This is a genomic window from Dactylosporangium sp. NBC_01737 (genome assembly GCF_035963215.1).
GTDB lineage: Bacteria > Actinomycetota > Actinomycetes > Mycobacteriales > Micromonosporaceae > Dactylosporangium.
In genome coordinates, this window is the sequence record NZ_CP109153.1 from 2,206,313 (window position 1) to 2,219,517 (window position 13,205).

At 69.9% G+C, this 13,205-nt stretch carries 12 protein-coding genes; 8 read left to right on the top strand and 4 right to left on the bottom strand.

What is annotated here, in order from left to right:
- Positions 1–285: 285 nt before the first annotated feature.
- On the bottom strand, positions 286–2,361 hold the full coding sequence (locus OHA72_RS09600) for a S9 family peptidase (RefSeq protein ID WP_327011517.1): 2,076 nt from the start codon (positions 2,359–2,361) through the stop codon (positions 286–288).
- A 269-nt stretch (positions 2,362–2,630) separates the two neighbouring features.
- Between OHA72_RS09600 and OHA72_RS09605 the strand changes: the two genes are divergently transcribed.
- Entirely contained in the window at positions 2,631–3,515 is an 885-nt protein-coding gene (locus OHA72_RS09605; RefSeq protein WP_327007486.1) for an alpha/beta hydrolase family protein, read from the top strand.
- Between the two features lie 224 nt (positions 3,516–3,739).
- Positions 3,740–4,960, top strand: coding sequence for an FAD-binding oxidoreductase (locus OHA72_RS09610; RefSeq protein WP_327007487.1), 1,221 nt, complete (start codon positions 3,740–3,742; stop codon positions 4,958–4,960).
- Here the strand turns inward: OHA72_RS09610 and OHA72_RS09615 are convergent.
- Entirely contained in the window at positions 4,957–5,454 is a 498-nt protein-coding gene (locus tag OHA72_RS09615; RefSeq protein WP_327007488.1) for a GNAT family N-acetyltransferase, read from the bottom strand. The two genes, OHA72_RS09610 and OHA72_RS09615, sit on opposite strands and share 4 nt — an antisense overlap.
- 106 nt (positions 5,455–5,560) lie before the next feature.
- On the opposite strand from OHA72_RS09615, the gene OHA72_RS09620 reads away from it, so the two are divergent.
- The 6 genes from OHA72_RS09620 to OHA72_RS09645 all read left to right on the top strand — a co-directional run bounded on the left by OHA72_RS09620 (position 5,561) and on the right by OHA72_RS09645 (position 11,306).
- Positions 5,561–5,806: an acyl carrier protein gene (locus OHA72_RS09620; RefSeq protein WP_327007489.1), complete on the top strand. Its 246-nt coding sequence runs from the start codon at positions 5,561–5,563 to the stop codon at positions 5,804–5,806.
- Positions 5,790–6,539 carry an SDR family NAD(P)-dependent oxidoreductase gene (locus OHA72_RS09625; protein ID WP_327007490.1) on the top strand — a complete coding sequence of 250 codons (750 nt, stop codon included), beginning with the start codon at positions 5,790–5,792 and terminating at the stop codon, positions 6,537–6,539. Before OHA72_RS09620 ends, OHA72_RS09625 begins: the two co-directional genes overlap by 17 nt.
- 111 nt (positions 6,540–6,650) lie before the next feature.
- Positions 6,651–8,033 (top strand): AMP-binding protein, encoded by a 1,383-nt coding sequence (locus OHA72_RS09630; protein ID WP_327007491.1) that lies wholly within the window; start codon positions 6,651–6,653, stop codon positions 8,031–8,033.
- Positions 8,030–9,076 carry a LuxE/PaaK family acyltransferase gene (locus OHA72_RS09635; RefSeq protein WP_327007492.1) on the top strand — a complete coding sequence of 349 codons (1,047 nt, stop codon included), beginning with the start codon at positions 8,030–8,032 and terminating at the stop codon, positions 9,074–9,076. The genes OHA72_RS09630 and OHA72_RS09635 overlap by 4 nt, the downstream gene beginning before the upstream one ends.
- A complete protein-coding gene (locus tag OHA72_RS09640; RefSeq protein ID WP_327007493.1) occupies positions 9,073–10,296 on the top strand; it encodes an acyl-CoA reductase in 1,224 nt (407 codons plus the stop codon). Before OHA72_RS09635 ends, OHA72_RS09640 begins: the two co-directional genes overlap by 4 nt.
- Before the next feature lie 131 nt (positions 10,297–10,427).
- Complete coding sequence (locus OHA72_RS09645) at positions 10,428–11,306, top strand: glycosyltransferase family 2 protein (protein ID WP_327007494.1); 879 nt, start codon at positions 10,428–10,430, stop codon at positions 11,304–11,306.
- A gap of 222 nt (positions 11,307–11,528) precedes the next feature.
- Here the strand turns inward: OHA72_RS09645 and OHA72_RS09650 are convergent, their stop codons facing one another.
- Both OHA72_RS09650 and rffA read right to left on the bottom strand, forming a co-directional pair.
- Positions 11,529–12,038: a GtrA family protein gene (locus OHA72_RS09650; RefSeq protein ID WP_327007495.1), complete on the bottom strand. Its 510-nt coding sequence runs from the start codon at positions 12,036–12,038 to the stop codon at positions 11,529–11,531.
- Positions 12,035–13,192, bottom strand: coding sequence for a dTDP-4-amino-4,6-dideoxygalactose transaminase (gene rffA, locus OHA72_RS09655; protein ID WP_327007496.1), 1,158 nt, complete (start codon positions 13,190–13,192; stop codon positions 12,035–12,037). Before rffA ends, OHA72_RS09650 begins: the two co-directional genes overlap by 4 nt.
- Between the last annotated feature and the right edge of the window lie 13 nt (positions 13,193–13,205).

Consider the following 13,205-nt stretch of genomic DNA (forward strand, 5'->3'; position numbering starts at 1 on the left):
GCGGGCTGCCCTGAGCGGGCCTGGGTTTGAGCGGGCTGCCCTGAGCGGGCCTGGGTTTGAGCGAGCGGCATCGAGCGAGCGGCATCGAGCGAGCGGCATCGAGCGCGCGGCCCCGAGCGCGCGGCCCCGAGCGAGTCTGGGGCCCGAGCGCGCGGCCCCGAGCTGGAGCCAGCCCGAGGCCCGGTGAGGTCACGCCCGTGCCCAGCCTGGGCTTGAGTAAGCCCAGGCTGGGGCCAGGCGGGCCCGAGTGAGCTCAGGCCTGGCGCTCGGGAGCCGGGGCGGTGGTCAGGCGAGGCCGACGCGGTCGAGGACCCAGGCGGTGATGAAAGCTTCCTCGCGCCATGCGTCGTAGCGGCCGCTGGGGCCGCCGTGACCGGCGCCCATCTCCGTCTTCAGCAGGACGTCGGAGGTGGGGGAGAGGGTGCGGAGGCGGGCGACCCACTTGGCCGGCTCGTGATACAGGACGCGGGTGTCGTTGAGGCTGGTCACGGCCAGGATCGCCGGGTAGGGGCGGGCGGAGAGGTTCTCATACGGGGTGTACGACTTCATGTACGCATACACCTCCGGGTCCTCCAGCGGATTGCCCCATTCCTCCCACTCGGTGACCGTCAGGGGGAGCGACGGGTCGAGGATGGTGTTGAGGGCGTCGACGAAGGGGACCTGGGCGACGATGCCGGCGAAGGACTCCGGGGCGATGTTGGCCACGGCACCCATGAGCAGGCCGCCGGCGGAGCCGCCGCGGGCGATGAGCTTGTCCGACGAGGTCCAGCCGGCCTTGACGAGGTGCTCGGCGGAGGCGACGAAGTCGGTGAACGTGTTCTTCTTCGCCAGGAGCTTGCCCTCGTCATACCAGCGGCGGCCCATCTCGCCGCCGCCGCGGATGTGGGCCACGGCGAAGACGACGCCGCGGTCGAGCAGGGACAGGCGCGGGATGGAGAACCAGGGGTCCATCGAGGCCTCGTAGGAGCCGTAGCCGTAGAGGACGGCGGGGGCCGAGCCGTCGCGGGGGGTGCCGGCGCGGGCCACGATGGAGATCGGGACGCGGGTGCCGTCCTCCGCGAGGGCCCACTCTCGGTGCTGCTCGTAGCGGGCGGCGTCGAAGTCGCCCAGGACGGGCTTCTGCTTGCGCAGCGTCAGCTCGCCGCTGTCGAGGTTGCAGTCGAAGACCGAGTCGGGCGTGACGAGCGAGACGTAGTGCAGGCGGAACGAGGTGGTGTCGTATTCGAGGTTGGCCTCGGGGCCGGCGGAGTAGATCGGCTCGGGGAAGGCGATGTCATAGGAGGCGTCGCCGTGCAGCGGCACGACCCGGATGCCGGTGAGGCCGTCGCGGCGCAGCGAGACGACCAGGTGGCCGGAGAACGCGTCGACGCCGAGCAGGCGCGTGCCGGGCTCGTGCTCGATGAGCGTGTTCCAGGCGCCCGGGGCGTCGGCGGAGGTGTAGGACAGCGCGAAGTCCTCGGCGCCGTCGTTGTGCAGGATCAGGAACCGGTGGCCGTGGTGCTCCACCGAATACTCGACGCCCTGGCGGCGCGGCGCGATCGACACCGGCGGGCTGGTCGGGGCGTCGGCCGGGATGACCAGGACCTCGCTGGTGACCTTGCTGTGGATGTCGATGAGGATGAACCGCTCGGAGCGCGTGAGGTCGACGCCGACCCAGAACCGCTCGTCGGTCTCCTCGTGGACGATCACGTCCTCGCCGGAGGTGCCCATGGCGTGCCGCCAGATGCGGTTGGGCCGCCACGCCTCGTCGACGGTGATGTAGAACAGCGTCGAGCCGTCGCCGGACCACGCGGAGCCGTAGAACGCGTCCTCGACCGTGTCGGGCAGCAACTCACCGGTGTCGAGGTCCTTGACGCGCAGCGTGAAGCGCTCGTCGCCGGCGAAGTCGGTGCTGTAGGCCAGGCGGCGGCCGTCGGGGCTGATGTCGAACGTGCCCAGCGCGAAGAACTCGGAGTCGCCGGCGAGCTCATTGCCGTCGAGCAGGACCTGCTCGCCGGGCAGGGCGCCGCCGTCGCCGATCTCGGGCGGGGTGCTCTGGCCCGCGGCGACCGGGACGCGGCAGTGGATCCCATACTGCTTGCCCTCTTCGGTGCGCGTGTAATACCAGAAACCGCCCTTGCGGGTCGGCACCGAGAGGTCGGTCTCCTTGGTGCGGGACTTGATCTCGTTGAACGCCGTCTCGCGGAGACTCTCCAGGTGCGCCGTCGCCGCGGTCGTGAAGGCGTTCTCCGCCTCGAGATAGGCGATCGTGTCTGGATCTTCCTTGTCCTGCAGCCAGAAGTATTCGTCGACCACGGTGTCGCCGTGGTGCGTCCGCTCGTGCGGAACCTGCTTCGCCGTCGGCGGCTGAACGCCCGTCACACCTGAAGTCACGCTCAAGACGTTACCCGTACCCTCCGACACTTTCCGGCGCGTCGGCCCCTCAAGACACCCCACGGAAAAAGCAACCAAGGGGGTAACTCGGCGGTCTGTCCTGTAGGAGAAAGCGGCGCCGGTACCGTCATGGTCTCGAAGTTCGGGCGAGCCCATGGAGGAGTGCGGTGCGGCGTCGCGGGGTGTTGCACATCGGGGTGGCGGGACTGGCAGGAATGCTGGTCCAAGCGTGCGCCGGGGAGTCGGATGCACCAGACGTGAAGGGCGGCGCGGCGCCGGGCTCCTCCGGCGCGGTCCAGCCGTCCGCCACGTTCGACCCCTCGGTGTACGTGCCCGCCGCGGTGCCGATCGGCGAGCTCAAGAAGCTGTTCAACTATGACGCCAAGGCGACCCTCAACGCCCAGCTCACCGACAAGCGGACCGGCGACGGGGTGATCCTCGAGGACATCACGTACTCCGACACCAGGGGTCGCGAGGAGATCCCGGCGTACGTGGTGGGCCCGGAGAAGTTCACCGGGCGGCTGCCCGCGGTGGTCTACGCACACGGCAGCGACGGCAACCGCGACACGCTGCTCGAAGAGGCGATGGCGGTGGCGCGCCTGGGTGCGCTGGTGTTCGTGCCCGAACTGCCGCTCAAACCGACGGGCGACCCGGTCGCGGACAGCAAGGTGGTCGCCGACTCGGTGGTGGCGTTGCGCCGCGGCTTCGACCTGCTGATCCGCCGTTCGGACTGCGACGGTACGAGGGCAGGGTTCGCCGGGCACAGCTGGGGCGCAGTCCAAGGCGCCGTGCTGTACGGCATCGACTCCCGCATCACAGCGAGCGTCCTCGCTTCCGGCACCAGCCGGATCTCCAGGTGGATGGTGCGGCAGCCGGTCCCCGCCGACTGGCACGGCTACCTGGACGCATTGTCACGATTCGATGCATTGCCGTATGTCGCAGTGACGGGACGCAAGCCGGTGCTGCTGCAGTTCGGCAAGCAGGACGCGGTTGTGCCGGAGGCGGAGCGCACGGAGCTGGCGAGCGGCGTCGCCGGGCCGAAAGAGCGCAAGGACTACGACACCGGTCATGATCTCGCGGCGTTCGAGGCGGCGCGCACCGACCGGGTGGCCTTCCTGCGGAAGCAGTTGCGGCTGAAGTAAGGACCGACTACGCTTTCGAACACATGTTCGATGTCGCTTGATGCACCATGTGCATGGTTCCTGCGCTCGATCATTCATGAACGCGTCGTTGGGAAAGCCTGGATCATGCCGTTACCGGCCTGCCCCGGCTTCCGCGAATCCCGCCGACGAGCACTTCCCCGTGTGGTCGTCTCGTCGGACGGTCCAGCTGGTGCTGGACCGTGAGCAGGGAAGCGTGGGCTGCGGTGAGCGTGATCGAAGTGTTGGCGGAGGCGTGCGGGCCTGAGCACGTGTGGGAGGCCGGCCCCGCCGACAGGGTGGACGGGGTGCCGGCCAGCTGGGTGGTGGCGCCCGGCACCGCCGAGGAGGTGTCCGGCGTGCTGCGCGCCGCGGCCGCCGCGGGGCTGTCGATCGTGCCGTCCGGCGCCGGCACGAAACTCGACTGGGGACTCCCGCCCACCCACGTCGACATCCTCATGGATCTCAGCCGCATGACGGGCGTGCTCGATCATGCCCCCGACGAGCTCGTCGCCACGGTCGCCGCCGGCACCCCCATGCGCGCGCTGAGGGCGTACCTCATGCGCGAAGGACAACGCATCCCGCTCGACGTCGCCTCGCCGGGCGCGACCCTCGGCGGCGTCCTCGCCACCAACGAGGCCGGCCCGCTGCGCCACCGCTTCGGCGCACCCCGTGACCTGGTCACCGGCGTGCGGGTGGCGCTGGACGAGGGCAGCCTGGAGCGCCATCTCGACGGGCACGACCTGGCCCGGCAGATCTGCGGCTCGTTCGGCACCCTGGGCGTCATCACCGAGGCGACCGTCCGGCTGGAGCCGCTGCCCGCGGCCAGGGCGTGGGTGGTGCGCCCCGTCTCGACGCCGCGCGAGGTGCAGCAGCTGACCGAGGCGCTGATCTCCTCGTCGCTCGGCGCCGCGGCCATCGAGGCCGACCTGCCCGGGGGCGCCGGCCGCCCCGCCGAGATCGCCGCGCTGTTCGAAGGCAGCCGCGCCGGCGCCACCGCCAGGGCCGAAGCGGCCGCCCGCTTACTCGGGGGCGGCGCCGCGGTCGAGCAGGCGCCGCCCGACTGGTGGGGCAGCTACCCGTTCGATGCCGACGACGTGGCGCTGAAGATCTGGGGTCAGCCGAGTGAACTGTTTGCCGTCGTGTACGCGCTGCGCGACGCCGCCGGCATCCCCGTGCCGGTCCGTGGCTCGGTCGGCGCGGGCATCGCCCACGTGGCCCTGCCCGGCACGATCGCTGTGGAGCGGCTCGCCGGCATGCTCACCGCGGCCCGGACCGTCCTGATGGCCCGCGGCGGGGGCGGGTGCACGCTGCTGCGCGCCCCGGTCGACCTGCGCGAGCTCGTGGAGACCTACGGGCCGCAGGCGCTGCCGGACGCGACGGTGCGGCTCAAACTCGCCCTGGACCCGGAGGAGCGGATGGCCCCGGGCCGGCTGCCTGCCTGCTAACGGCGGGTCTTCTCGGTCCACACGACCAGCTGGTCGACGCCGTCGATCTCGGTCGTGTACTGCCGCTGCGGCACCTCGACGAAGCCGAACCGCCGGTGCAGGGCGATCACCTGCTTGTTCCACGCGAGGGTGCGACCGCCGACAGACGTGAGTTTCATCTCGTCGAAGGCATAGGCGACCGCCGCCTTCTCCAGCTCCATCCACGCGGGCAGCAGCTCGCCGCGCTCCTCCAGCCCGTCGACGTCGAGGAAGAACCCCCACTCGGCGGTGCCGGTGTCCTCGTCGTGGTCGTTGAACGTGACGACACCGCAGTCATTGCCCTTGTAGGCGAAGACGAGCACCCGGCGGGACGGGTCCGACTGGACCTTCGCCCACCACTGTGCGTGACCCTCGGGGGTGATGAACGCGGTGTAGATACTGGCACCGCGGGTCTTCGGGTGATTGCGCCAGCTGCGGATGGTCTCGACATCCGATTCGTCGGCTTCGCGCAGCACCTGGAAACCTCCCGTGGGTCCACCGTGACTCATTGAAAGACCGGCCAACGGTACACTCGCTCGCGGATGCCGGCCCGCTTTCCCGATCGAACAGGACCCTGAACTGATGAGCAACCTCGATCGTCTCCGCACCGCCTTCCGCACCGCGCTGGCGCTGCCGGATGACTACGACGTCGACAAGCTCGAATACCGGGGCATCGAGAAATGGGACTCGCTGGCGCACCTTTCCCTGGTCGGAGAGATCGAGGACACGTTCGACGTGATGATCGATACCGACGAGGTGATCGACCTCAGCTCGTTCGGCAAGGCCGTCGAGATCCTCGGAAAGCACGACGTTGAGTTCTCCGGCTGACGCCAGGGTCGCCCTCGTCACGGGATCCTCACGGGGGATCGGCCGTGCCGTCGCGCGCAAGCTCGCTACCGAGGGTTACCAGCTGGTCCTCCACGGCATGCGGGAGGGATCGGCCAAGACCACGGCCGACGAGATCACCGCGGACTTCGACATCGAGCCGCTGGTCGTGCACGGCGACGTCAGCGACGCCGCCGACGTCAAGGCCATGCTGCGGCTCGTCTTCGAGCGCCACCGCCGCCTCGACGCCCTGGTCGTCAACGCCGGCGTCCACGAGGCCGGCCTGCTCGGCATGATGGGCGACGCGGCCATCGAGCGGCTGTTCGCCGTCAACGCCGTCGGCGCCACCTACACCGTCAACGGCGCGGTCAAGCTGCTGCGCCGCGGCAACGCGCCCTCGGTCGTCCTGCTGTCCTCCGTCATGGGCACCACCGGCGCCGCCGGCCAGGTCGTCTACGGTGCGACCAAGGCCGCCGTCGCCGGGTTCGCCCGCGCCGCGGCGAAGGAGCTCGGCCCCGCCGGCATCCGGGTCAACGCGGTCGCGCCGGGGTTCATCGCCACGGAGATGCTCGAGTCCCTCGACGAGTCCGGGCGCGCCGAGCGGGTCGCGGCGACCGCCCTGCGCCGCCTCGGCGAGCCGGAGGACGTCGCCGACGTGATCGCGTTCCTGCTCTCCGACGCGTCCAGGTTCGTCACCGGCCAGGTGATCGAAGTCGACGGCGGTCTGGTGGTATGACGCATCGTAACGGGGTCGTGCACGACAAATCGGGCTGCTTTTTCGGGCGGTGTACGTTGAGAGAAATCCGCGTCCACCTCGACGGCACCACTGCGCCGCGGAGGTGACGACGTGACACTGCTGCACCCCGACGCCAGGCTGATCGATGCCGCCACCGACGCCGAGCTGAGCGGTGTGCCGCTGCGCGAGGCGGTGCACGCCGCGGTCGCCGGGTTCGCCGAGATCACGCCCGGCGTGGTGTTCCTGCGCACGCCGACGACCGTCGAGGCGATCGTCCGCTACATCGGCGCGTTCGAGGCGGGACGCCCGCTGGCCCTGCTCGACCCGGGCCTGCCCGCGGAGACGCTCGCCGACTTCGTGGAGCGGTTCGAGCCCGCCGCCGTCTGCGGGCCGCTGCCACAGGACGTGCACAAGGGGTACACCGGCCGCAGCGACGACCTGTGGGAGCGGGACACCCAGTCCGGCACCGCACCGCACCCCGACCTCGCGACGCTGCTGGCGACGTCCGGCTCCACCGGCAACCCGAAGCTGGTCCGGCTGTCGCGGGACGCGATCCTGGCCAACACCACGTCGATCATCGAGGCGCTCGGCATCACCGGCGCCGACGTTGCCGTGAGCAGCCTGCCGTTCTACTACAGCTTCGGCATGTCGGTGCTCAACACGCACCTCGCGGCCGGCGCCACCGTCGTCGTGGAGTCCGAGGGCCTGGTCGCGCGGTCGTTCTGGCCGGCGATCACGAAGCACGCGGTGACCTCGCTGGCGCTGGTGCCTTCGCAGTACGAGATGCTGCGCCGCCTGCGGTTCGACCCGAAGCGGTATCCGAGCCTGCGCACGCTGACGCAGGCCGGCGGCCGGTTGCGGGCCGAGCTGGTCCAGGACTTCCACGACCGGATGGCGACCGTGGACGGGCGGCTGTTCGTCATGTACGGGCAGACCGAGGCCGCTCCGCGGCTCACCACCCTGCCCGCCGGGCGGCTGGCGGAGAAGCTCGGCTCGGTCGGGCCCGCGGTGCCCGGCGGCACGCTCACCGTCCGGCTCGAGGACGGCACGGAGACCACCGCGCCGGGCGTCGTCGGCGAGGTGCTCTACCGCGGCCCGAACGTGATGATGGGCTACGCGGAGACCGCCGCCGACCTCGCCCGCGGCGACGACCAGGGCGGCCTGCTGGAGACCGGCGACCTCGGGCATCTCGACGAGGAGGGCTATCTCTTCATCGACGGCCGGCTGAAGCGCTTCGGCAAGGTGTTCGGCGTCCGGCTCAACCTGGACGACATCGAGCAACTGGTGGGTGGCGCCGTCGCCGCGGTCGCCGGCGACGACAAGATCATCGTTTTCGTCGAGGGCGCCACGGCGGAGGAGCTGGCGCCGCGCGTGACGGAGCTCGCCGATCGGTTGAAGCTGCACTGGTCGGGCTTCGAGATGCGCGGCATCCCCGCGCTGCCGCTGCTCAGCAACGGCAAGGTCGACTATCGAGCGTTGGAGTCCGCACGATGAGCGTGTTCACCCTGCCGCAGCCGGACCGCGAGGCCCAGCTGCTGCCCCGCCTGATCGAGCTGACCGAGCAGCACCGGGCACGGGGCGAGGCGTACGCCAACATCCTCGCCGCCACCGGCCACGACACCGGCCGCGCCTACGAGCGGATCAGCGACCTGCCCTGGCTGCCGGTCCGGCTGTTCAAGACCCACCAGCTCAAGAGCATCCCCGACGACGAGGTCTTCAAGGTCCTGACCTCCAGCGGCACCACCGGCGACGTCAGCCGCATCTACCTGGACAAGGCGGCCGCGGCCGCGCAGACCAGGATGCTCGGCCAGACCCTGCAGGCCGTGCTCGGCCCGAAGCGGCTGCCGATGCTCATCGTCGACACGACCGCGATCATCAAGAACCGCCGCTCGTTCAGTGCCCGCGGCGCCGGCGTCCTCGGCATGATCACCTTTGGCCGTGACCACGTCTGGGCTCTCGACGAGGACAGCAAGCCCGACCTCGAAGCGGTCCGCGGGTTCCTCGCCAAGCACGGCGACAAGCCGTTCCTGGTCTTCGGCTTCACGTTCATGGTGTGGCTGTACCTGTATGAGCTGGCCCGCGACAACGGCCTTGACCTGAGCAACGGGATCCTGGTCCACTCCGGCGGCTGGAAGAAGCTGGTCGACCAGCAGGTCGACAACGCCGAGTTCCGCCGCGCGTTCCAGGCCGACACCGGGCTGACCCGCATCCACAACTTCTACGGCATGGTCGAGCAGATCGGCGTCGTGTACCTCGAAGGCCCCGACGGCAACTCGCTGTACTGCCCCGACTTCGCCGACGTCGTCATCCGCGACCCGGAGACATGGGAGCCGCTGCCGCCGGGCAGGCCGGGGCTCGTCGAGGTGATCAGCACGCTGCCGGAGTCGTACCCGGGCCACGTCCTGCTCACCGAGGACATGGGCGTCATCAACGGCATCGACGACGGCGCCTGGCCGGGCAAGCGCTTCTCCATCCTGGGCCGGCTCCCCCGCGCCGAGGCCCGGGGCTGCAGCGACACGTTTGTGGGTGCATCATGAAAAGCGTTTTTCCGGTTATTTCCGATATCTCCCCGGAGCGGCTCCTCGCCGAGATCACCGACGAGCCTGCCGGCGGCCGGCTCACCGTCGGCGACGAACGGGTCCGCAACTTCCTGATCGCGTTCTCGCGGCGGCTGCTCAAGCCCGACCTCGCCCGCCGCCACCCCGAGCTCGGCTCGCTCGGCTTCTTCCTGCGCAAGGGCGAGCTGGCCCGCGCCGTGGAGCGCCTCGCCGACGGCGTCGCCGGTCAGCGCCGCGCCCCGCGCGGCCTCGTCCTGCACTTCCCGCCGGCGAACGTCGACACGATCTTCGTCTACTCCTGGGCCCTGTCCGCCCTCGCCGGCAACCACAACATCGTGCGGGTCTCGGCCCGCGCCGCCGGCGCCGCGCAGACCGTCCTCGAAGCGCTCAACGACGTCCTCGCCGACGCCCACCCGGCGATCGCGCAGACCCAGCGCATGATCACCTACGACCGCGACGACGCGATCACCGGCGCCCTGATCGGCGCCTGCGACCTGCGCGTCCTGTGGGGCGGCGACCAGTCCGTCAACGAGCTGCGCAAACACCCGATCCGCCCGCTGACCCGTGACCTCGCGTTCCCGGACCGCTCCTCGTTCGCGGCCATCTCGGTCACCGGCTGGCAGTCCTCGACGATCGAGCAGCGGCGGGCGGCGGTGGACGGGTTCGCCAACGACCTGTACTGGTTCGACCAGGCCGCCTGCTCCTCGCCCCGGGACCTGTTCTGGGTCGGTTCGACCGGGATCGCAGCGGCAAGGGCAGAGTTCGACGAGCTCCTGGCCGAGGTCGTCGCCCAGCGCGGCTGGGGCGTCGACCCGGCGATGGCCGTCGAGAAGTACGTCGCCACCTACGGCCTCGCCGCGACCGGCGCCGCGACCAAGGTCGCCTTCAGTGGCAACGCCGTGGCCAACGTGTCGCTCGCCGGCCTCGACGACCTGCAGCGGCACTGGCTCGGCGCCGGCACCATCTGCCACGTCACGGTCGGCTCGCTCGCCGAGCTCGCCCCAGCGATCCAGCGCAAGGACCAGACGCTCAGCCAGTACGGCTTCACCATGTCCGACCTCGACGACTTCGTCACCACCCTCGCCGGCCGCGGCATCGACCGGATCGTGCCGTTCGGTCAGGCGTTGACGTTCGCGGGGACCTGGGACGGTTTCAACCTGCTCCACGAGTTCACGCGCATCATCACGATTCAGGCCTGACCGGAAGCGACCCAGGCCTGACCGGAAGACGGAGTACTCTCCTCCGTACACGTTTTTGTGAGGAGCTCCACAACGTGTCATTGTCCGTCGTCGTTCCGTGCTACCGCTCCGCGCGTATCCTTCCGACGCTGGTGGAGCGGCTCAACGGTGTCCTGCCCGGCATCACCCCGGACCACGAGGTGATCCTGGTCGTCGACAGCACCGACAACACCTGGGACGTGGCCAGCCAGCTCGCCGGCAAGTACGAACACGTCCAGGCGATCCGCATGGCCCGCAACTACGGGCAGCACAACGCCCTGATCGCCGGCATCCGCGCCGCCTCGTTCGACCGCATCATCACCATGGACGACGACCTCCAGCACCCGCCGGAGGAGCTGCCGAAGCTCGTCGACGCCCTCACCGACGACCTCGACGTCGTCTACGCGGTGTCCGAGCAGGAGGAGCACGGCGTCTTCCGCAACCTCACCTCATGGGGTGCGAAGACCCTCGTCATGGGCCGCACGATGGGCATCCCCAACGCGGACGTCCTCGGCGCGCTGCGCATCTTCCGCACGTTCCTGCGGGCCGGTTTCGACCAGGTCAGCGGGCCGCACGTGTCGGTGGACATCGTCCTGTCCTGGACCACGACCCGCGTGGGCTCCACGACGGTGCGCATGGACCAGCGCAGCGAGGGGCGGTCGGGCTTCACGTTCCGCTCCCTGATGAAGCACGCCGTCAACATGATCCTCGGGTACTCGACGAAGCCGCTCCGGCTCGTCACGTACCTCGGGTTTCTGATCGGCGTCTGCGGTCTGGTGCTGACGATCCGGCTGATCTGGCTGTACTTCAGCGGCGACACGACGGTGGCGGGCTTCACGACGGTGGCGTCGCTGGTGACGGTGTTCTCGTCGGCGCAGCTGATCGGGATCGGCGTGCTGGGGGAGTATCTCGGGCGGGTCCACGCTCATGGCATGGGGCGGCCGACGTACGTGATCCGCGAACACGTCCGGACGCCTCGCGTGCCCAGCTGATTCGCTGGTCACCTCCCGTCCGGGTCCGCGCAGCCTCCGGCGGCGCGATCACCGTCCGTGCCGCGTGCGGTGATGCCAAGCCAGGTCCGCACTCGCATGATCGAAGGACGGCCCTGGTCGTCCGGGCGGCCATCCCCGTCCTTCGATCATGACGGGCGTAGGCGCGGACCGAATGACCGCACGGTTTGGGCGGTTTGTGGCAGTTGAAGGCCCGGCTGGCGGTCAGCGGCGGAAGGCCCAGAGCTTGCTGAGCTGGTAGTTGATCAGCGGGGCGACCACGATCAGGATCGCCTGGGCGGTGAGGACCGGGACGTTGAAGACCTCGACCAGCAGGGGCAGGCCGGCCCACGTGAACAGCAAGGCCCACAGGCAGATCAGGTAGAACTTGAAGAAGCCCGACAGGACCGGGCCCTTCGACTGGAAGACGAAGTGCCGCTGCAGCGGATAGGTGACCACGCCGCAGAGGAAGTTCGCGATGATCGTGGGGACCAGGTAGTGCATCTGGTCCGCGGTCAGCATGAGGACCCGGCCGTAGAAGTCGTCGGGGGTCAGCAGATACAGCGCGGTGTAGAAGCCGTAATACGAGACGGCGGAGACGCCGCCGACCCCCAGATACCGCACGCGGCGGTCGTTGTAGAGCGCGATGGCCGTGCGGACCAGCCACGACCGCGGCGGCGAGCCAGCCGCCGCGTCGCTCGCCGCGTCGGTCGCCGAGGACGGGACGGCGGTCATCCGCGGGGCTGGAACGACTCGACGGCGGTGATGACGAGGTCGATGTCGGCGTCGGTCATGGCGCCGTAGAGCGGCAGGCGCAGCAGGCGGTCGGCGACGTCCTCGGTGACGGGGCAGCCGTCGGGGCCGGTGCGGCCGAACTTCACGCCGGCCGGGGCGACATGCAGCGGCTGGTAGTGGAACGTGCCCAGGACGCCGTGGCCAAGGAGGTGCTTGAGCATGCCCTGGCGGCTCTCGAGGTCGGGCAGGAGCAGGTAGTAGAGGTGCGCGGGCTGCTCGCGGTCGTCGGGGACCGTGGGCTGGGTGACCCCGTGCTCGACGGCCCAGGTGGCCAGGCGCTGGTGGTAGCTGTCCCAGATGTGCTTGCGGCGGCGCTGGATGTCGGTGAAGTGCTCCAGCTGCGCGGTGAGGAACGCGGCGAGCAGGTCCGAGGGCAGGTAGGACGAGCCGATGTCGATCCAGCGGTACTTGTCGACCATGCCGCGGAAGAACTGGCCCCGGTTGGTGCCCTTCTCGCGGATGATCTCTGCCCGCTCGTAGTACGTGTCGTCGTTGAAGATGAGGGCGCCGCCCTCGCCGCACTGGACGTTCTTCGTCTCGTGGAAGCTCTGGGTGGCCATCGCGCCGATGGAGCCGAGCTTGCGACCGCGGTAGGTGCCGCCGATGCCGTGTGCGTTGTCCTCGATGACGACGAGGCCGTGCTTGCGGGCGATCGCCTCGATCGCGTCCATCTCGACCGCGACGCCGGCGTAGTGCACGACGACGATCGCCTTGGTGCGGGACGTGACGGCGGCCTCGACCTGACGCTCGTCGAGGTTGAGCGTGTCGGGGCGGCAGTCGACGAAGACCGGCACGGCGCCGCGCAGCGCGTAGGCGTTGGCGGTCGAGCAGAACGTGAACGACGGCACGATGACCTCGTCGCCGGGCTCGAGGTCCAGCAGCAGCGCGGTCATGTCCAGCGCGTGCGTGCAGGAGGTGGTCAGCAGCGAATGCTTCGCGCCCAGGATCTCCGTGAGCAGCGCGCTCGCGCGCTTGGTGAAGGGCCCGTCCCCAGTGAGCGGTCCACTCGTCATCGCCTGCTGCATGTAGCCGGTCTCGTCACCGGTCAGATAGGCCCTGTTGAATGGAACTGCGAGTTGGTTCGTGGGGGTCACTGCTGGAGCCTAC

Coding starts and splice junctions, on each gene's coding strand:
- OHA72_RS09620 (WP_327007489.1), top strand. CDS start 5,561: ATGAGCAACCTCGATCGTCTCCGCACCGCCTTCCGCACCGCGCTGGCG.
- OHA72_RS09635 (WP_327007492.1), top strand. CDS start 8,030: ATGAGCGTGTTCACCCTGCCGCAGCCGGACCGCGAGGCCCAGCTGCTG.
- OHA72_RS09640 (WP_327007493.1), top strand. CDS start 9,073: ATGAAAAGCGTTTTTCCGGTTATTTCCGATATCTCCCCGGAGCGGCTC.
- OHA72_RS09650 (WP_327007495.1), bottom strand. CDS start 12,038: ATGACCGCCGTCCCGTCCTCGGCGACCGACGCGGCGAGCGACGCGGCG.